The sequence below is a fragment of the Pantoea sp. genome (assembly GCF_032114055.1).
Taxonomy (GTDB): domain Bacteria; phylum Pseudomonadota; class Gammaproteobacteria; order Enterobacterales; family Enterobacteriaceae; genus Pantoea.
Genome location: NZ_DAMCTB010000003.1, coordinates 70,869 through 89,085 on the forward strand (window position 1 = coordinate 70,869; position 18,217 = coordinate 89,085).

At 55.7% G+C, this 18,217-nt stretch carries 11 protein-coding genes; 6 read left to right on the forward strand and 5 right to left on the reverse strand.

Annotation, left to right across the window (positions count from 1 at the left end):
* The first annotated feature begins 106 nt into the window (after positions 1-106).
* The gene (malT, locus tag RT657_RS06855; RefSeq protein WP_313653320.1) at positions 107-2,809 is read left to right on the forward strand and encodes an HTH-type transcriptional regulator MalT; all 2,703 of its coding nucleotides are present in this window, start codon (positions 107-109) and stop codon (positions 2,807-2,809) included.
* A gap of 396 nt (positions 2,810-3,205) precedes the next feature.
* Here the strand turns inward: malT and RT657_RS06860 are convergent, their stop codons facing one another.
* Entirely contained in the window at positions 3,206-4,108 is a 903-nt protein-coding gene (locus RT657_RS06860) for a LysR family transcriptional regulator (protein ID WP_313653321.1), read from the reverse strand.
* A gap of 100 nt (positions 4,109-4,208) precedes the next feature.
* Here RT657_RS06860 and RT657_RS06865 point away from each other — a divergent pair, with 100 nt between their 5' ends.
* Positions 4,209-5,276 carry an SDR family oxidoreductase gene (locus RT657_RS06865; protein WP_313653323.1) on the forward strand — a complete coding sequence of 356 codons (1,068 nt, stop codon included), beginning with the start codon at positions 4,209-4,211 and terminating at the stop codon, positions 5,274-5,276.
* A gap of 82 nt (positions 5,277-5,358) precedes the next feature.
* Positions 5,359-6,015, forward strand: a complete 657-nt coding sequence (locus RT657_RS06870) for an SDR family oxidoreductase (protein WP_313653324.1) — start codon at positions 5,359-5,361, stop codon at positions 6,013-6,015.
* 124 nt (positions 6,016-6,139) lie between these two features.
* Here the strand turns inward: RT657_RS06870 and fumA are convergent, their stop codons facing one another.
* Positions 6,140-7,786, reverse strand: a complete 1,647-nt coding sequence (gene fumA, locus RT657_RS06875; RefSeq protein WP_313653325.1) for a class I fumarate hydratase FumA — start codon at positions 7,784-7,786, stop codon at positions 6,140-6,142.
* 157 nt (positions 7,787-7,943) lie between these two features.
* Positions 7,944-9,449: a DASS family sodium-coupled anion symporter gene (locus RT657_RS06880; protein WP_313653326.1), complete on the reverse strand. Its 1,506-nt coding sequence runs from the start codon at positions 9,447-9,449 to the stop codon at positions 7,944-7,946.
* A gap of 590 nt (positions 9,450-10,039) precedes the next feature.
* Here RT657_RS06880 and RT657_RS06885 point away from each other — a divergent pair.
* Both RT657_RS06885 and RT657_RS06890 read left to right on the forward strand, forming a co-directional pair.
* Positions 10,040-12,820 carry a flavocytochrome c gene (locus tag RT657_RS06885; protein WP_313653327.1) on the forward strand — a complete coding sequence of 927 codons (2,781 nt, stop codon included), beginning with the start codon at positions 10,040-10,042 and terminating at the stop codon, positions 12,818-12,820.
* Positions 12,821-12,883: 63 nt separating this feature from the next.
* The gene (locus tag RT657_RS06890; RefSeq protein WP_313653328.1) at positions 12,884-13,846 is read left to right on the forward strand and encodes an FAD:protein FMN transferase; all 963 of its coding nucleotides are present in this window, start codon (positions 12,884-12,886) and stop codon (positions 13,844-13,846) included.
* Here RT657_RS06890 and dcuR read toward each other — a convergent pair.
* Together dcuR and RT657_RS06900 are read right to left on the reverse strand one after the other, a co-directional pair.
* On the reverse strand, positions 13,840-14,559 hold the full coding sequence (gene dcuR, locus RT657_RS06895; protein ID WP_313653329.1) for a two-component system response regulator DcuR: 720 nt from the start codon (positions 14,557-14,559) through the stop codon (positions 13,840-13,842). The genes RT657_RS06890 and dcuR overlap by 7 nt on opposite strands.
* Positions 14,556-16,145 carry a sensor histidine kinase gene (locus RT657_RS06900; protein WP_313653330.1) on the reverse strand — a complete coding sequence of 530 codons (1,590 nt, stop codon included), beginning with the start codon at positions 16,143-16,145 and terminating at the stop codon, positions 14,556-14,558. Before RT657_RS06900 ends, dcuR begins: the two co-directional genes overlap by 4 nt.
* A gap of 349 nt (positions 16,146-16,494) precedes the next feature.
* On the opposite strand from RT657_RS06900, the gene mqo reads away from it, so the two are divergent.
* A complete protein-coding gene (gene mqo / locus RT657_RS06905; protein ID WP_313653331.1) occupies positions 16,495-18,144 on the forward strand; it encodes a malate dehydrogenase (quinone) in 1,650 nt (549 codons plus the stop codon).
* Positions 18,145-18,217 lie beyond the last annotated feature (73 nt).

Below are 18,217 nucleotides of genomic sequence, written 5' to 3' on the forward strand. Positions count from 1 at the left end.
ATTATGGGTTTGCTTGCATTCATAAGACGAAATGCTGAACCTGTGTAAGGAATAATTACGAAGCGTAAAATAATGATGCGCTCGACAAATGGAGACACGCGCGCCCATGTTAATACCCGCCAAACTCAGCCGTCCGGTGCGTCTTGAAAGCACCGTGATTCGTGAGAGATTGCTGCAAAAACTCACTGCGGCCGGAAACTACCGGCTGGTGCTGGTCACCAGTCCGGCAGGCTACGGCAAGACCACCCTGGTGTCACAGTGGGCGGCGGGAAAAAGCGATCTGGGCTGGGTTTCTTTAGATGAGGGCGATAATCAGCCGGAGCGCTTTGCCGACTACCTGATTGCTGCGCTGCAGCAGGCTACCCACGGCGGCTGTCCGCGCAGTGAGCTGCTGGCGCAGAAGCGGCAGTATGTTAATCTCAACGCCCTGTTTTCTCAGCTTTTTATCGAACTGGTGGAGTGGCAGCAGCCGCTGTGGCTGATTGTCGATGACTACCATCTGATCACCAATCCGGTAATCCATGACGCGATGCGCTTCTTCCTGCGCCATCAGCCTGACAATCTGACTCTGATCCTGATGTCACGTAATCTGCCGCAACTGGGGATTGCCAACCTGCGCGTGCGTGAGCAGTTGATCGAGCTGGGCAGCCAGCAGCTGGCCTTTACCCATCAGGAGGCGCAGCAGTTTTTTGACTGCCGGCTCGCGGCGCCGCTGGAAAGCGAAGAGAGTGGCCGGCTGTGCGATGATGTGGCGGGCTGGGCCACGGCATTGCAGCTGATCGTACTGTCAGCGCGACAGGGGGCCAGTTCAGCCCAGCACTCTGCCCGGCGTCTCTCCGGCATCAACGCCAGTCATCTGGCCGACTATCTGGTGGAGGAGGTACTGGACAATGTGGATCTGCCAACTCGCCATTTCTTACTGAAAACCGCGCTGCTGCGCTCAATGAACGATGAGCTGATCGCCTGCGTGACCGGCGAAGAGAACGGGCAGATGCGGCTGGAGGAGATCGAGCGCCAGGGGCTGTTTCTGCAGCGCATGGACGATTCCGGCTGCTGGTTCAGCTACCATCCTCTGTTCGGCAACTTCCTGCGTCAGCGCTGTCAGTGGGAGCTGACGGCGGAGCTGCCCGCGCTGCATCGTGCCGCAGCAGAGAGCTGGATGGCGCAGGGTTTTCCGGGCGAGGCGATCCACCATGCGCTCGCCTCCGGTGATGCCTCTATGCTGCGGGATGTGCTGCTGAAACATGCCTGGACGCTGTTTAATCAGAGCGAACTGCCGCTGCTGGAGAACTCCCTGAAAGCCCTGCCGTGGGAGATGCTGCTGGAGAACCCGATGCTGGTACTGTTGCAGGCGTGGCTGATGCAGAGTCAGCATCGCTTCTCTGAAGTCGACAGCCTGCTGGCGCGATTCGAACAGGCGAGCCGTTGCGAAATTGATGTGGCCCTGCGTGGTGAGTTTAATGCGTTGCGCGCCCAGGTGGCGATCAACGACGGTAATACGGAAGAGGCCGAGCGTCTGGCCAAAGTGGCCCTGGATACGCTGCCCGCCAGCCGTCACTACAGCCGCATCGTAGCGACTTCGGTGCATGGCGAAGTGATGCACTGTAAAGGTGAACTGGATGATTCCCTGAAGCTGATGCGCCAGACCGAACAGATGGCGCGCCGCGATGAAGTGTGGCACTACGCGCTCTGGAGCCTGATTCAGCAGAGCGAGATTCTGTTCGCTCAGGGCTTCCTGCAGGCTGCCTATGAGATTCAGAGCCGTGCTTTTGTGCTGGTCGAAGAGCAGCATCTGGGGCAATTCCCGCTGCATGAGTTTCTGTTGCGTATTCGCGCTCAGCTATTGTGGGCGTGGGGACGGCTGGAGGAGGCGGAGCAGGCGGCGCGGGAGGGGATCAAAGTGCTTAACGGTTTCCAGCCGCAACAGCAGATTCAGTGTCTGGGGCTGCTGGTACAGTGCTCGCTGGCGCGGGGTAATCTGGATAACGCCCGCAGCTACCTGAACCGGCTGGAGAATCTGCTGAACAATGGCAACTGGCACAGCGACTGGATTGCTAATGCGGATAAAGTGCGGGTGATCTACTGGCAGATGACGGGTGACAGCCAGAACGCCCGTGACTGGATGCGGCAGACGCCCAAACCCGCCTTTGCCAACAACCATTTCCTGCAAGGGCAGTGGCGTAACATCGCCCGCGCCCAGGTGCTTCTGGGGGATGTCAGTCAGGCGGAAGTGGTACTGGAGGAGCTGAATGAGAACGCCCGGGCGCTGCGCCTGATGAGCGATCTGAACCGCAATCTGCTGCTGCTGAATCAGATTTACTGGCAGACTGACCGCAAAGCCGAGGCGCAGCGTGTCCTGATTGAGGCGCTGAAGCTGGCGCGCAGCACTGGCTTCATCAGCCATTTCGTGATCGAAGGGGAGATGATGGCGCAGCAGCTACGGCAGCTGATTCAGCTCAATACTCTGAACGAGCTGGATAGCCATCGCGCCCGGCGCATCCTGCTGGAGATCAATAAATATCACCGCCACAAGTTTGCCCACTTTGATGAGGGCTTTGTCAGCCGGTTACTCAACCACCCTGATGTGCCGGAGCTCATCCGCACCAGTCCGCTGACGCAGCGTGAGTGGCAGGTGCTGGGACTGATCTATTCGGGTTACAGCAACGATCAGATTGCCGGCGAGCTGGCGGTAGCCTCCACGACGATCAAGACCCATATCCGCAACCTCTATCAGAAGCTGGGCGTCACCCATCGCAGCGAAGCGATGAATCAGGTGCAGTCGCTGCTGAAAATGATGGGCTATGTCTGAGAGAGAAGAGGCTGGGCAATGATGCCTGATGATGTTGCGCTGCGATCCAGCACTAGCGGGTGAATAGCAAGTCATTACAGTCATCGCTTAACGTTACATTCGTACTGCAAGGGCCGAAGGTTCGAATTGACCGGGATCAATCCGCAGAGAGCGTTAATTTCTGTCGTCAAAATCACATTCCATTTAGCGCCCTGGACAGGCATTTTCCCGGGTGCATGTCTCACTGTTCGGGAGACGTGCCTCTGACCTGAACCGCCCTGTTATTTGAGTAGCTGGCCGCTCTGGTGATGACCATTACGAGTGATCAACAGGCGTCTCAGGCTATTTTATCCAGGGCAAAAGCTCTGCTGTTCATCACATCTAAATAAGTGATGAATAAAACCACATCATAAAGGGTCAGCGGATGCTGAGTTCGTTCAGCGCTGACAACAGCGCATCCACTTTAGGCAGAAACTGTTTGCGGCGCGGCCACACTACGCTCAGCGTCAGCCCGTCAGGCTGGAGGTGCGGCATAATAATCTCCAGTTCGCCTGCCTCTACGGCGCGCTGAATCAGCCAGGAGGGCATCTGCGCTATCCCCAGCCCCGCCAGAACAGCCTGCAGCTGGGCATCCACATCGCCCAGCGCCAGCCGGTAGGGCACCTCACGCCAGTGCGGCTGTCCATCTTCGGTCGTAAACAGCCAGGGCTTGGTAGTGCCATCGACCCGCTCATAAAGGATGGCGGGATGTTTCAGTAGCTCCGTTTCACTTTCCGGGCGTCCCTCGCGATCCAGATAAGCGGGAGAGGCGCAGAATTGCATCTGCTCACGGCCCATATTACGCCAGCCCAGCGACGCAGGCAGGTCCGGTGCGCCGCCGATCCGCACCGCCACATCCACACCCTCTTCAAACAGGTCAACAAACCGGTCCGACAGACTCAGGCTTATCGCCAGTTCCGGATGCTGCTGGCAAAAGGGCATAAGCAGCGGCATGACGTTAAGACGGCCATAGGTCGTTGGCACGGCCAGTTTCAGACGGCCGGATGGAATAGTGCGCTGCGCCGCCAGCACCGCTTCCGCTTCAGCCAGATCCTCCAGAATACGCAGACAGGTCTGATAGTAGGCGCTGCCTGCATCGGTCAGGCTCAGGCTGCGGGTGGTTCGCTCCAGCAGCCTTGAGCCCAGGCGCGACTCAAGGCGGCTGACGCTTTTACTGATGGCCGAGCCGGTGACATGCAGGCGCTGGGCGGCAGCAGTGAAACTGCCACATTCGACACTGGCAACAAACGGCAGAATATCTTTCAGGCGGTGGTCATGCATCGATTAATGAACTCAGGTTAAGAATGCTGTGAATAAATGCCAGAGATAAGAACTGTATTCTCTATTAGGCTTAGAATTACGCAAAACGAGGAGAAATCAAATGAAAAAGCACGCTTTGATTGTGGGCATCAGCGGCGTTATTGGTCGCGCACTGGCAGAAAAACTTCAGCAGGAAGGCTGGGAAGTCAGTGGCCTGTCCCGCGGACGCGGTGCGGTGCCTGCGGGCGTAACCAGCCTGACCGCCGATCTGACAGACGCTGACGCCGTGCGTGAAGTCCTGAAATCGGAGAAACCGGATGCACTTTTCTTCAGCGTCTGGGCACGTCAGGAAACCGAAAAAGAGAATATCCGCGTCAACGGTGGAATGGTTCGCAACGTAATTGAAGCACTGGGCGATCGTCTTAAAGGTTCGCATGTCGCACTGGTGACCGGGCTGAAGCACTACTTGGGGCCATTCGAAGCTTACGGTAAAGGGGCCGTACCGGTTACGCCATTCCGCGAAGAGCAGGGCCGTCAGCCGGTCGATAACTTCTACTACGCTCAGGAAGATGAGCTGTTTGCCGGCGCAGAGAAATATGATTATCGCTGGAGCGTGCATCGCCCTCACACCATCATCGGCTACGCCGTCGGCAACGCGATGAACATGGGCCAGACGCTGGCGGTCTACGCGACGCTGTGTAAAGAGAAGGGCTGGCCTTTTATCTTCCCGGGTTCGCCGGAGCAGTGGAACGGCGTGGCAGATATGACTGATGCTGGTCTGCTGGCTGAACAGCTGCACTGGGCGGCTACCTCACCAGATGCCGCCAATCAGGATTTCAACGCCGTTAACGGCGATGTATTCCGCTGGAACTGGATGTGGCCAAAGCTGGCTGAATACTTCGGTATTGAAGCCGCAGATTTTCCGGCACAGATGATGCCGCTGGAAAACCGGATGGATGAGGCTCCTGCCGCGTGGAAAGCAATTGCAGAGCAGCATCAGTTGCGTGAGGCCGATATCACTAAGCTGGCCTCATGGTGGCACACCGACGCTGACCTGGGGCGTCCGATGGAAGCCTTCACCGATATGAGCAAGAGCCGCAAGGCGGGCTTTACCGGCTACCGCAGTACACTCGACGCCTTCACTCAACTGTTCGACAAGCTGAAAGCAGAAAAAGTGATCCCGGAATAATCCCTGCAGGCGCCGACATCGGCGCCTGTTTTGTTTCCGGCAGAGCCTATAATCAGGCACGACATCAAAAAGGGAGGATCCAATGGCAACGTGTTTCATCATCGGCGCGGCGGGTAAAGTCGGCCAACAGCTTACCCGTCTGCTAAGCCGTCGTAACCATGCGGTCACGGCGCTGCATCGCAAACCGGAACAGGCTGAAATACTGCAGGCGGCGGGCGCGAAGCCGGTGGCAGGCGATATTCAGCAGCTGGACGTCGCCGCGCTGGCCGAAATGATGACCGGGCACGAGGTCGCCGTCTTTACGGCTGGGGCAGGCGGCGCGGGGATTGCACTCACCAATGCCATCGACGGTGAGGGGCTGAAGCTGGCAGTAGCCGCCGCCACCCAGGCGGGCGTCTCCCGTTTTATACTGGTTTCCGCGTTTCCTGATGCGGGTCGCGGTAAAACGCCGTCAGAAGGTTTTGAAAACTATATGCGGGTGAAGCGTCTGGCGGACGCGGCGCTGGTGGCGAGCAGCCTGGAGTGGGTGATCCTGCGGCCGGGAACGCTGACCGATGACGCCGGTACGGGACGGGTTCATGCCGATCTGGCGATTCCCTATGGCGAGATTTCGCGTGAAGATGTGGCGGCGACGCTGGTCGGGATAATTGAACATCCGGCAATCAGGTATCAGATCATTGAGCTGACAAAAGGTGATGTGCAGATCGACGCGGCGTTGCAGCGGTTGCCGCGCGGCTAAAAGAGAGAAACCAGAACGGCGTGAGTCTGGCAACCGGAGATGCACTCACTTGCCGCTCACCGGCCAGAGGGTTTCCATAAAAAAGCCCCGAAAGCGGGGCTTTTTTTCTGTCTGAACGTCAGCGTTACTTCACGCATCTGGCGCAGTGCGCGCGTTCGATGTGCTGGAAGAAGTCATTGCCTTTGTCATCGACCAGGATAAAGGCAGGGAAGTTCTCCACCTCAATTTTCCAGATCGCTTCCATGCCCAGCTCAGGATACTCCACACACTCCAGGCTCTTGATGCTCTGCTGCGCCAGCACCGCGGCCGGACCGCCGATGCTGCCCAGGTAAAAGCCGCCATGTTTCTGACAGGCCTCCGTCACCTGCTGGCTGCGGTTGCCTTTCGCGAGCATGATCTTGCTGCCGCCGTGAGCCTGCAGCAGATCAACGTAGGAGTCCATGCGTCCTGCCGTCGTCGGGCCGAGTGAACCGGAGGCATAGCCTTCAGGTGTCTTAGCCGGACCGGCGTAATAGACCGGGTGATCCTTGATGTACTGCGGTAAACCTTCGCCGTTGTCGATGCGCTCTTTGAGTTTGGCATGGGCGATATCACGCGCCACGATAATGGTGCCGGTCAGGGAAAGACGGGTAGAAACCGGATAGGCGGAGAGCTGCGCCAGAATTTCCTCCATCGGACGATTGAGATTAACCTGCAACACCTCGCCTTCGCCCTGCTGACGCAGTGCCTCCGGGATCAGACGACCCGGATTGGATTCCAGCTTCTCAATCCAGATGCCTTCACGGTTGATTTTCGCTTTGATGTTACGGTCAGCCGAGCAGGAAACACCCATACCCACCGGGCAGGAAGCACCATGACGCGGCAGACGGACGACGCGAATATCGTGTGCGAAATATTTACCGCCAAACTGCGCGCCCAGACCGAGCTGCTGCGCCGCTTCCAGCAGTTCCTGCTCCAGCTGAACGTCCCGGAATGCCTGACCGTGCTCGTTGCCTTCGGCAGGCAGACCGTCGTAATAGTGCGTCGAGGCGAGTTTAACCGTTTTCAGCGTGCTCTCTGCCGAGGTGCCGCCAATGACAAACGCGATATGGTAAGGCGGGCAGGCGGCGGTGCCGAGGGTCCGCATCTTATCCACCAGGTAATTCTTCAGCTTGCCCGGGCTGAGCAATGCTTTGGTTTCCTGGTAAAGATAGGTTTTGTTGGCGGAGCCGCCCCCTTTGGCGATGCAGAGGAATTTGTACTCATCGCCATCCACGCTATAGAGGTCAATCTGCGCAGGCAGGTTAGTGCCGGTATTCACCTCTTTATACATATCAAGCGCAGCGTTCTGCGAGTAACGCAGATTCTCTTCGATGTAGGTGTTGTAGATACCTTGTGACAGCGCAGCTTCATCCCCGCCACCGGTCCAGACGCGCTGACCTTTTTTGCCCATGATAATTGCGGTGCCGGTATCCTGACAGGTCGGCAGCACGCCTTTAGCGGCAATTTCTGAGTTTCTCAGAAATTGCAGAGCGACATATTTGTCATTGTCGCTGGCTTCCGGGTCGTCAAGGATAGAAGCAACCTGCTGCTGGTGGGCCGGGCGCAGCATGAAAGAGGCATCATGGAACGCCTGCTGAGCGAGTAAGGTCAGTGCCTGTGGCGCGACTTTCAGGATCTCCTGACCCTCAAATTCAGCGACAGAGACATGTTCGCGACTCAGCAGATAGTATTCGGTTTCGTCGTGGGACAGCGGGAAGGGGTTCTGATAGACAAAAGGTTTGTTCGACATTTTTTCTCACTTACTGACTGGCTGAACCCCTGCGTGCAGGCGGCGGGGGGACAACATCATAGGCGAATGTATTGTTTATTATGCTTCCCCGCCATGGGTACGACGGGGAAGTGATGGAATGGTATCTTATAACGCGTTGATCTGCATTTGGTATCCGTCAGAACATCCACACCATCCACGGATAGGCAATCAGCATCATGGAAACCAGGAAGATAGCCCCGAAGATCGTTCCCAGACGCCAGTAGTCTTTAGTAGGCAGATAGCCGCTGCCGTAGTAAATCGGACTTGGGCCAGTACCGTAAGGGGTGATGATGCCCATCACACCCAGAGAGGTACATAACATCAGGCAGAAGACCGGCATGTTAATACCCGGGATAGAGGCGGCGATGGTAAGCATGGCCGGTAACAGCGCAGTGGTGTGCGCGGTGGTACTGGCGAACAGGTAGTGCAGCAGGAAGAAGGCAATCAACAGGACGACGGCTGAAACCTGCGGATCGTAACCCTGCAGTAGCATACCGCCCTCTTTGCCTAACCAGGTGATGAACCCGACGCGGGCTAAGCCATCGGCCAGGGCTACCAGGGTGGCGAACCAGGCGAAGGTGTTCCAGGCCGGTTTATTACTGGTGATATCGTTCCAGTTCAGCACACCGGTCCACAGCATCAGCACCACAACCAGCAGGGCTGCCAGCGCCGGTTCAATCCAGGCGGTGGCGAAAATCCACATCAGCAGCGCACAGACCACAAACACCAGCAGTAGGATCTCATTGCGGGTCAGACGGCCCAGCTTTTCCAGTTCGGCGATAGCCCATTTTGGGACTTCATCGTTGATTTTGACTTCAGGCGGATAGAACCAGTACGCCAGCAGCGGCATGGCCAGAATCAGCAGCAGGCCCAGTGGCAGGAAAGCCAGGAACCACATGCCCCATGAGATATCAAAACCGATGATGCTTTTCACCAGCGCCAGCGCCAGCAGATTCGGGGCCAGCGCAGAGAGGAACATAGAGCTGGTGATACAGGCGGCGGTAATCGCCACCCACATCAGATACGAACCGATTTTACGGGCGCTCGGATCGTTAGGCTTAGAGCCATATAGCGGCGGCAGGTTGGCGATGATTGGGTAGATGGTGCCACCACTGCGCGCAGTGTTTGACGGGGTAAAGGGTGCCAGAAGCAGGTCAGCGAAGGTAATGGCGTAGCCCAGCGTCAGGCTGCGGCGCCCCAGATACTTCACCAGAATCAGGGCCAGGCGACGACCAAACTGCGTTTTGTCATAACCCGCGGCGAACATAAAGGCGCCGAAGATCAGCCAGACGGTAGAGTTACCGAAACCGCTCACCGCCCACTTAAAGGATTCGCTGGCGGCTTTGAATTTTGGGTTGGCCAGCTCTGCCGGACTGAAAAGCAGGAACTGACTAAAGAGGGCGATGACGACGACCCCGGTCAGGCCAATCACCGCACCCGGCAGCGGTTCGAAGATCAGTCCGACGATGACCCCGACGAAGATGGCGAAGAAGTGCCAGGCGTAGGGTTCAAGCCCGGCGGGCGTGGGTACCAGTAACAGCAGCACGGCCACCATCACCGGTAAGGCAAGCATAAGCGCTTTCTTTCTGGCCGCCGCAGGTGAGGCTTTTGGCGGTTCAGTTACAGCTGAGAGTGTTTTCATAGTGTTTTATCTGCAAGTTAAGAAGAAGACGATGTGCGCCCCGGACTTTTACGAATGACTTTCTTTTTTATTCTTAAGTGTATGAATAAATCGCGATGCACGGGTTCAGGTTAATCTGCTAACGGAGTGTCGGACACTGATTTTAACGCTATGTAAATATGATGCGATTTTCTGAAATATGAATTTTGATCTGGATCAAAGAAATTTATTTATTATTGCCGGGTTTTAACATTTATTTTTTATCTGGCTTTTAGCGCGCGTAGTTTCGACCTTTTTGTGATGGGGGTCGACAAATCATCAATATCGGTTCGGCGCCGCTTAGCAGTTAAATAACTGATATTTTGAGTCTTATTTTTTATGTAAACGATATGTTGCTTTTTGTTTTTCATTGGTTAACAATTAATATAATTTTACTCTGGTAAATCAGCAAATTAAATTTCCAAATCGTTTAAAAGTTAAAAAAGTAAATTTATTACTTATGAAAGCAAATAAAGGCGTATATTAAAGGCATGACATCGGACCACTTAATTAGGCGATAATTTGCGTCCGCTAAAAAATTTCCAGACTTTTAAATCTTGGAGTTTATCGCAATGAATACCCTCACTCCCATCCTGAATCCCCTGACGCTTCCTGGCGGCGCCGTGCTGAAAAACCGGCTGGTGATGGCCCCCATGACCACCTGTACGGGTTTTTATGACGGTACGGTCACCAGTGAGCTGGTCGAATACTACCGCGCGCGTGCAGGCAGCATCGGCACCGTGATCGTCGAGTGCTGTTTTATCGATAATCGTGGCCCGGCGTTTCCAGGTGCCATTGCTATCGACAGCGATAACAAGATCCCCGGCCTGAAACGCATAGCGGACGCCATTAAGTCTGAAGGTTCTACCGCGATCCTGCAGATCTATCACGGTGGCCGCATGGTCGAGCCGGAACTGATCGGCGGGAAAACCCCGGTTGCGCCCAGTGCGATTGCCGCACCGCGTGAAGGGGCGACCAAACCGCTGGCGCTGACCGCCGATGAAGTCGAAACCATGATCACCAAATTTGGTGATGCCGTGAACCGTGCTATCAAGGCGGGGTTCGACGGTGTGGAAATCCACGGTGCCAATACCTACCTGATCCAGCAGTTCTATTCACCGAACTCAAACCAGCGCGATGATAAATGGGGCGGCAGCCGCGACAACCGTGCGCGTTTCCCGCTGGCGGTGCTGGAAATCACCCACAAGATGGTGGCACGCTTCGCACATAATGGCTTTATCATCGGCTATCGCTTCTCACCCGAAGAGATCGAAGTGCCCGGCATCCGGTTTGATGACACGCTCTATCTGCTGGAAAAGCTGGCGGCTCGCGGCCTCGACTACGTGCACTTCTCCGTGGGTCAGCTGTTGCGTCCGTCAATTGTTGATACGCGGGACCCTACGCCGTTGATCGAGAAGTACATCGCGATGCGTTCGCCTGAACTGGCGAAAGTGCCGGTGATTGGCGTTGGTGGCGTGGTGAACAAAGCGGATGCGGAGCTGGCGCTGGAGAAAGGCTACGATCTGGTGGCGATTGGTAAAGCCTGTATCGCCTATCCGGACTGGGCCGACCGCATTCTCAATAACGAACATCTCGAACTTTACATCGACAGCAACAAACGCGAAGCACTACAGATCCCGGAACCGCTGTGGCGCTTCTCACTGGTCGATGCGATGATCCGTGACATGAGTGAATCGGGCCGCAAATATAAAGCGGGCGTCTATCAGGAAAAAGTGGAAGCCGAAGCGCTGAAGCTGAAAATCAATGTGACGCTGGATACTGACCGTATTACCGACATTACGCTGGTACCGGACGATACCCTGGACGTGGACTTTACCACCACCTTTGAAAGCCTGCGTAACCGCATCCTGGTCGCCAACAGTCCACACGTCGATGCGATCACCGGTGCCACCACGCAGAGTGAGGCGCTGAAAAAGGCGGTTTCACGCGCCATGACGACTTCCAGCAAAGAACAGGTTATCGAAGAGGGCGGCAATCCTGACGCACCTCAGAATTACGACGTGGTGATTGTGGGCAGCGGCGGTGCCGGTCTGGCGGCGGCGATTCAGGCGCACGAACAGGGCGCACGCGTGGTGATTATTGAGAAGATGCCGACCATCGGCGGCAACACCATCAAGGCGTCAGTGGGGATGAACGCCGCTGAGACCCGTTTCCAGAAACTCAAAGGTATCGAGGACAGCAAAGAGCTGTTCTATGAAGAGACCCTGAAAGGGGGCCAGTTTAAAAACAATCCGGTGCTGCTGCGTGAGTTTGTTGACCTGGCACCGGAAGCGATTGAGTGGCTGGCGGATCATGGCATCGAGCTGAATGACATCACCATCACTGGCGGGATGAGCATCGACCGTACTCACCGCCCGGCGGACCGCTCAGCGGTCGGCGGCTTCCTGATCAGCGGCCTGATGAAAAACATCAACAGCCGCAACATCGACGTGTTGCTGGAGACCTCTGTCGAAGAGATCCTCTATGAGAATGGCGCGGTCACCGGTGTCAACGTGGTGGATGAATACAATGACAGCCGCATCCTGAACGCGAAAAGCGTGATTGTGGCAACGGGTGGATTCAGTGCCAACCGCGAGCTGGTGGTTAAATACCGTCCTGAACTTGATGGCTTCGTGACCACTAACCACAAAGGCGCGACCGGCAGCGGCATCGCGATGCTGGAGAAAATTGGTGCAGGCACCGTTGATATGGGCGAAATCCAGATTCACCCGACGGTGGAACAGACTACCTCTTACCTGGTGTCGGAGTCCATTCGCGGTGGGGGAGCCATCCTGGTCAGTCAGGCCGGCAAGCGTTTTTACAACGAAATGGAAACCCGTGACAAAGTTTCCGCACAGATCATCGCTCTGCCAGAAAAGAGTGCCTGGATCGTGTTTGATGAGCAGGTGAGGATGAATAATAAGGCAGCGGACGAATATATCGCCAAAGGCTTTGTCATCAGCGCACCGACCGTGGCGGAGCTGGCCATGAAACTGAACATGAGCGAGTCTCAGACGCTGGAAGCGACGCTGGCCCGATACAACAACTTTGTCAGAATGCAGAAAGATGAAGACTTCGGTCGCCAGACCGCGCTGCGTCACCCATTGAGTGAAGGCCCCTTCTATGCAATTCGTATTGCACCGGGGGTGCATCACACCATGGGCGGCGTCACCATCGACACCACTACCGCCGTGCTGGACGGTCAGAAACAGGTGATCAACGGTGCCTGGGCCTGTGGCGAGGTGGTTGGTGGTATCCACGGCGCGAACCGCATTGGGGGTAACGCCGTCGCCGATATCATCATCTTCGGTATCCTGGCGGGAGGTAATGCCGCGGCCTATGCCCGCCGTTAATCACCTGCGCCGACACCCGCCTCTGGCGGGTGTCGTTTTTTCCTCTTCAGAGCAGAGTCGCCTATGTTAAACGATGCGCGTGTCTATGCTTACTCCGCCGTATTAATGGGTTCGCCCATCCTTCTTAAACTTTTCGACGATAATCAGACCCTGGCCGGTCAGGTATTTCGCCTGATCAAACAGCAGGAAAATCTGTTTACGGTCAACCGTGCTGCGTCAGAAGTAATGGCGATTAACCATGCGGCGGGGCAGCATCCGGTGGTAGTGAGTCAGCCCGTATTCGATTTGATTGCCTGCGCACACGTGGTGAGCCTGTTGCCCGGCAGCCTGTTTAACCTGGCTATCGGCCCGCTGGTGAAGTGCTGGAAAATTGGGTTTGAGGGCCACAGCGTGCCATCCGACGCGGCGTTGCAGGCGCGCCTGGCGCTGACCGATCCGCGGGAGGTGATCCTTGATGCCGACGCCCACAGCGTAATGCTGGCCCGGCCAGGCATGGAGATTGACCTCGGCGCCATTGCTAAGGGTTATATTGCCGATATCGTGCAGGCCTTTCTGCGTCAGCAGCATGTCAGCCGCGCTCTGATTAACCTCGGCGGCAACGTCCAGACGGTGGGTGCGCCGCCCGATGACGCGGGCTGGGCCATCGGCCTGAAAAAACCTTTTGGCAAAGAGGGCGCGCTGATCGGGGTGATTGAAGTCTGCAACCGCTCCGTGGTCACCTCGGGTATTTATGAGCGCTACTTCGAGCAGGATGGCGTTCTTTACCACCATATCCTCGATCCCCACAGCGGTTATCCTCTGGATAACGCGCTGCTGAGTGTCACCGTGATTTCGGATCGTTCGCTGGATGGCGACATCTACACCACGCTGCTGTATGGCCTGGGCGTGGAAAAGGGCATCGCCTGTCTGGCCGATAAGCCGGACATTGAGGCGATTTTCGTGACCCGTGACAGGCAAGTGATCTGCTCGTCACAACGTCACTTTTCATTCCGGTTACTTGACGCCGATTACCGGCTGGCTCACTGACAATACTGCTTCAGCAAGGTGTGATATTCCGGCTGCAGACGATAGCGATACACCGGACGACCCGTTACACCGTAATGAATACTGGTAAACAGGATATTGATCTGCGCTAGCCAGATCAGATATTTGCGGCAGGAGACGCGGGAGATATTGACCTCGGTTGCCAGCTCGTCGGTGGAGAACTCAGTGCCCGGATGCGCGTCGATCCAGAGGCACAGCGTGCGTAGCGTCTGCGGCGTCAGCCCTTTTGGCAGGCGCTTCTGTTCGCTGGCACCGGGCGGATTGCCATGCAGCAGCTGATCCACGTCTGACTGCTGATAGAACTGATGATTATCCATCAGCGATTTTTTCTGCCGCCAGCCGGTGAGCGCCTCTTCGAAGCGGGCAAACTGAAAAGGCTTGATCAGGTAATCCACCACCCCGTAGTTAAGTGAGGTTTTGATAGTCGCGGCATCAGCCGCGGACGAGATGATGATGACGTCAACCGGCCGTCCGGCGCTGCGCAGCTCAGGCAGCAGGTCGAGACCGTTCTCCTGCTGCATATAGATGTCGAGCAGAATCAGATCAACCTGAGGCTCAGCCTGCGCCAAAAACTCTTTGGCCTGCTGCAGGGTGGAAGCGGTACCGCAGCAGGTAAAGCCGGATATCTGCCCGATATAGCAGCGGTTCAGCTCGGCGACCATGGCATCATCATCAACAACTAACACATTGATCATTGGGTAATCATTCCTCTCTCCCACGGAAGTTGCACTAAGAATTGGGTAAACACACCCGGTTCCGACTCCACGCTGACGTTGCCGCCCAGGCTTTCAGTCTGCTGCTTCACCAGAAACAGCCCGACGCCGCGATCGTCACCTTTAGACGAGACGCCTCGCTCGAAAATGGCGCTGAGCTGCGTGCCGTCGATACCGGGGCCATCATCGCTCACTTCGCAGGCTAACCAGCCGTTCTGATAATGCAGCATGAGGTGAATTTCTCCTTCAGCCTCCGGGTCCAGCGCCTCAAGAGCATTTTCGATTAAATTGCCCAATACCGTGATTAATACGGCGCTCTGCTCTTCGCTGCCGCAGTCAGGCAGAAAACTCGCTTCGTCGATGATCAGCTGATGGCCCTCATCAGTCACCCGGTTAATTTTGCTCAGCAGGAAACCCGCGATGATGGGTGATTTTATTTTTTGTAGCAGAGAACCAATCTCAGTCTGATAGGCGTTGGCGGTCTTCAGGATATACTCTTCCATCTGTGCATAATTTTTCATGTGCAGCAGGCCCAGAATCACATGCAGCTTATTCATAAACTCATGGGACCGCTCACGCAACGCATCTACATAGTTTACCATGCCGTCCAGACGCTGCATCAGCTGGCTGATCTCGGTCTTGTCTCTGAAAGTCGTCACTGCGCCAATAATGCGCTCGCGGCTGCGCACCGGCACAGTGTTGCTGATCAGGATGCGGTTTCCCAGCGTCAGCTCCTGGTCGTACCAGGCGATGCCTGCATGCAGCGCATCCTGCTGATGGCGATGCATGACGCTCTCTTCAGCGATCAGATCGCCGCTGGTGGGCATCTTGCGGGTGGTATCGTGCAGTAACTGCTGCGCCGCATGGTTAATGAGGCTGATTCGTGACTGATCATCGACCGCAATCACCCCCTCTTTAATGGAATTGAGGATCGCCTGGCGTTGCTCAAACAGGCTGGAAATTTCGTGCGGCTCCAGCCCCAGCAGGATGCTTTTCAGTCGCCTGACCAGAATAAAAATGCCGGCCAGCGCCACCAGCCCGCCAAACAGACCGGTCCAGACGATATTCCAGCGGCTTTTTGCAATCTGCGCCGCCACATCGTTCAGTGCGATCCCGATTGCCACAACGCCAATCTGCTGATGCTGCGCGTTATAGACGGGAGTAAAGACCCGCAGCGCCTCCACCAGAACGCCGTGATTCACTGCCACATTCTCCCGGCCAGCCAGCGTCGGATAGATATCGTTGCCGACAAAATGTTTACCGATTACCGCAGCGTTGGGATGGGAATAGCGGATGCCCTGCATATCCGTCACCACCACGAACAGCAGGCCGTTGCGTTTGCGCGCCGCTTCTGCCAGCGGCTGGATCTGCTGGCTACCGTCAGGCGAGCCTAAGCTCCGCTGGATTTCCGGGCTGTCTGCCAGCGTGCGGGCAACCGCCATCGCCTTGTCCTTGAGATGGGACTGCGCAAAGTTATCGATCTGCACAAAGTAGAGCAGATGGACCGCGACCAGCACGGTGAGGATAACGGCGGTCATCATCAGGGTGGTCAGGGTACTGAGTTTCATGGGGCGTTTCGTCACGGCATGTCGGTTCTGTGGTTGGCTTTTCATTGGCGCTCAGTACAGAGAGAAGATCGCCAGGAAACATACGCGAACTCAGCGCGTCCGTACAGTTTTAGCGGTCTGGAACGGACGATCGCCAGGGAACAATATTTGTGTTAGGGGATTGTATAATTCAAAGGACACCCTTAATGTAAGGTTAAAATATGTAATCAGTACGGTAAGCCTTTTGTAATTAAATTAAGGCTGAATTGCTATTTTTAATTTTATAATTATTTTCGAATTAACTCATAAATAACATTCTTTTAAAATTTGAGGACTTTTTTTAACCAGTACCGTCTGAGCTGTAGATTAAATGATGAATTCAAAGAAAGTTATTCCCACCCTTTCCCTCGCGGCCTTGTTAGTTTCTTCAGCGCTTCACGCTGAAACGTCACCAGAAAAAACGGACGTCCTGCTAATCGGCGGCGGCATCATGAGCGCCTCAATGGGCACGATGCTGGAAGAGCTGCAGCCTGGCTGGAAACAGATCATGGTTGAGAAACTGGATGGCGTGGCGCTGGAATCGTCAAATGGCTGGAATAACGCCGGTACCGGTCACTCGGCTAACATGGAGCTGAACTATACGCCAGAGCGTAAAGACGGCTCAATCGACGTGACCAAAGCACTGGAAATCAACGAAGCCTTCATGGTTTCACGCCAGTTCTGGACCGCACAGATCAAAGAGGGCGTGATGCACGATCCACGCTCTTTCATCAACTCAACGCCACACATGAGCTTCGTCTGGGGCGATAACGTTGACTTCCTGACTAAACGCTATGCTGCGTTACAGAAAACCGCGCTGTTCCAGGGCATGAAATTCTCTACCGATCACAAGCAGATTGCGCAGTGGGCTCCGCTGGTGATGGAAGGTCGCGATCCACAGCAGAAAGTGGCTGCAACCTGGACCCCGGTCGGCACCGATGTTAACTACGGCGAGATTACCCGTCAGCTGATCGGCAGCCTGAAGAAGAACGATAATTTCCGTCTGGAAACCTCCTCTGAAGTCACCGATTTCAAGCGTAACAGCGATAACTCCTGGCATGTCACTATTAAAGATGCCAAAAACGGCAACGAGCGTGCGGTTGACGCAAAATATGTCTTTATCGGTGCAGGTGGCGGCGCGCTGAAATTGCTGCAGAAAACCGGCATTCCGGAAGCGGATAACTATGCAGGCTTCCCGGTCGGCGGCTCCTTCCTGGTGACCGAGAACAGCGCGATTGCCGATCGTCACCTGGCGAAAGTCTACGGTCAGGCGTCAACCGGTGCTCCACCGATGTCGGTTCCGCACCTGGATACCCGCTATCTGGATGGCAAACGTGTCGTGCTGTTTGGACCGTTTGCGACCTTCTCGACTAAGTTCCTGAAAAACGGTTCACTGTTCGATCTGCTGAGCACCACCACTACTCACAACGTGGGTCCAATGACTCATGTTGGCCTGGATAACTTCGACCTGGTGAAATACCTGGTGGGCCAGGTAATGCTGAGTGATGAAGATCGCTTTGAATCGCTGAAAGAGTACTATCCGGATGCGAAGAAAGAGGACTGGAAACTGATTCAGGCCGGTCAGCGTGTGCAGATCATCAAGAAAGATGCGGATAAAGGTGGCGTGCTGAAACTGGGCACCGAAATTGTGACCGATCAGCAGAAAACCGTTGCTGCCCTGCTGGGTGCCTCTCCGGGTGCATCAACCGCCGCGCCTATCGCGTTAAACGTGATGCAGAAACTGTTCCCGGAAGAGTTTAAGTCCGCGGAATGGCAGGCCAAAATTCACAAGATGATCCCGAGCTACGGTCAGAAACTGAATGATAACGTGCCGATGCTGCAGCAGGTGTGGAATGACACCGCTGCAACCCTGCAGCTGACCACGCCGCCGGTAATTAATATGGATGGCAAAACTGCGCAGGCACCTGCTGCACAGGCTCAGCCCGCTGCGCCATCTGCGAAACACGACATGGCGCTGTAATCGCGACCTGACGTAAAAAAAGCCCGCACAGTTATGCTGTGCGGGCTTTTTTATTGCCTGCGGTTTCCGGCCC

Coding starts and splice junctions, on each gene's coding strand:
- malT (WP_313653320.1), top strand. CDS start 107: ATGTTAATACCCGCCAAACTCAGCCGTCCGGTGCGTCTTGAAAGCACC.
- RT657_RS06860 (WP_313653321.1), bottom strand. CDS start 4,108: ATGCATGACCACCGCCTGAAAGATATTCTGCCGTTTGTTGCCAGTGTC.
- RT657_RS06865 (WP_313653323.1), top strand. CDS start 4,209: ATGAAAAAGCACGCTTTGATTGTGGGCATCAGCGGCGTTATTGGTCGC.
- RT657_RS06870 (WP_313653324.1), top strand. CDS start 5,359: ATGGCAACGTGTTTCATCATCGGCGCGGCGGGTAAAGTCGGCCAACAG.
- fumA (WP_313653325.1), bottom strand. CDS start 7,786: ATGTCGAACAAACCTTTTGTCTATCAGAACCCCTTCCCGCTGTCCCAC.
- RT657_RS06880 (WP_313653326.1), bottom strand. CDS start 9,449: ATGAAAACACTCTCAGCTGTAACTGAACCGCCAAAAGCCTCACCTGCG.
- RT657_RS06885 (WP_313653327.1), top strand. CDS start 10,040: ATGAATACCCTCACTCCCATCCTGAATCCCCTGACGCTTCCTGGCGGC.
- RT657_RS06890 (WP_313653328.1), top strand. CDS start 12,884: ATGTTAAACGATGCGCGTGTCTATGCTTACTCCGCCGTATTAATGGGT.
- dcuR (WP_313653329.1), bottom strand. CDS start 14,559: ATGATCAATGTGTTAGTTGTTGATGATGATGCCATGGTCGCCGAGCTG.
- RT657_RS06900 (WP_313653330.1), bottom strand. CDS start 16,145: ATGAAACTCAGTACCCTGACCACCCTGATGATGACCGCCGTTATCCTC.
- mqo (WP_313653331.1), top strand. CDS start 16,495: ATGATGAATTCAAAGAAAGTTATTCCCACCCTTTCCCTCGCGGCCTTG.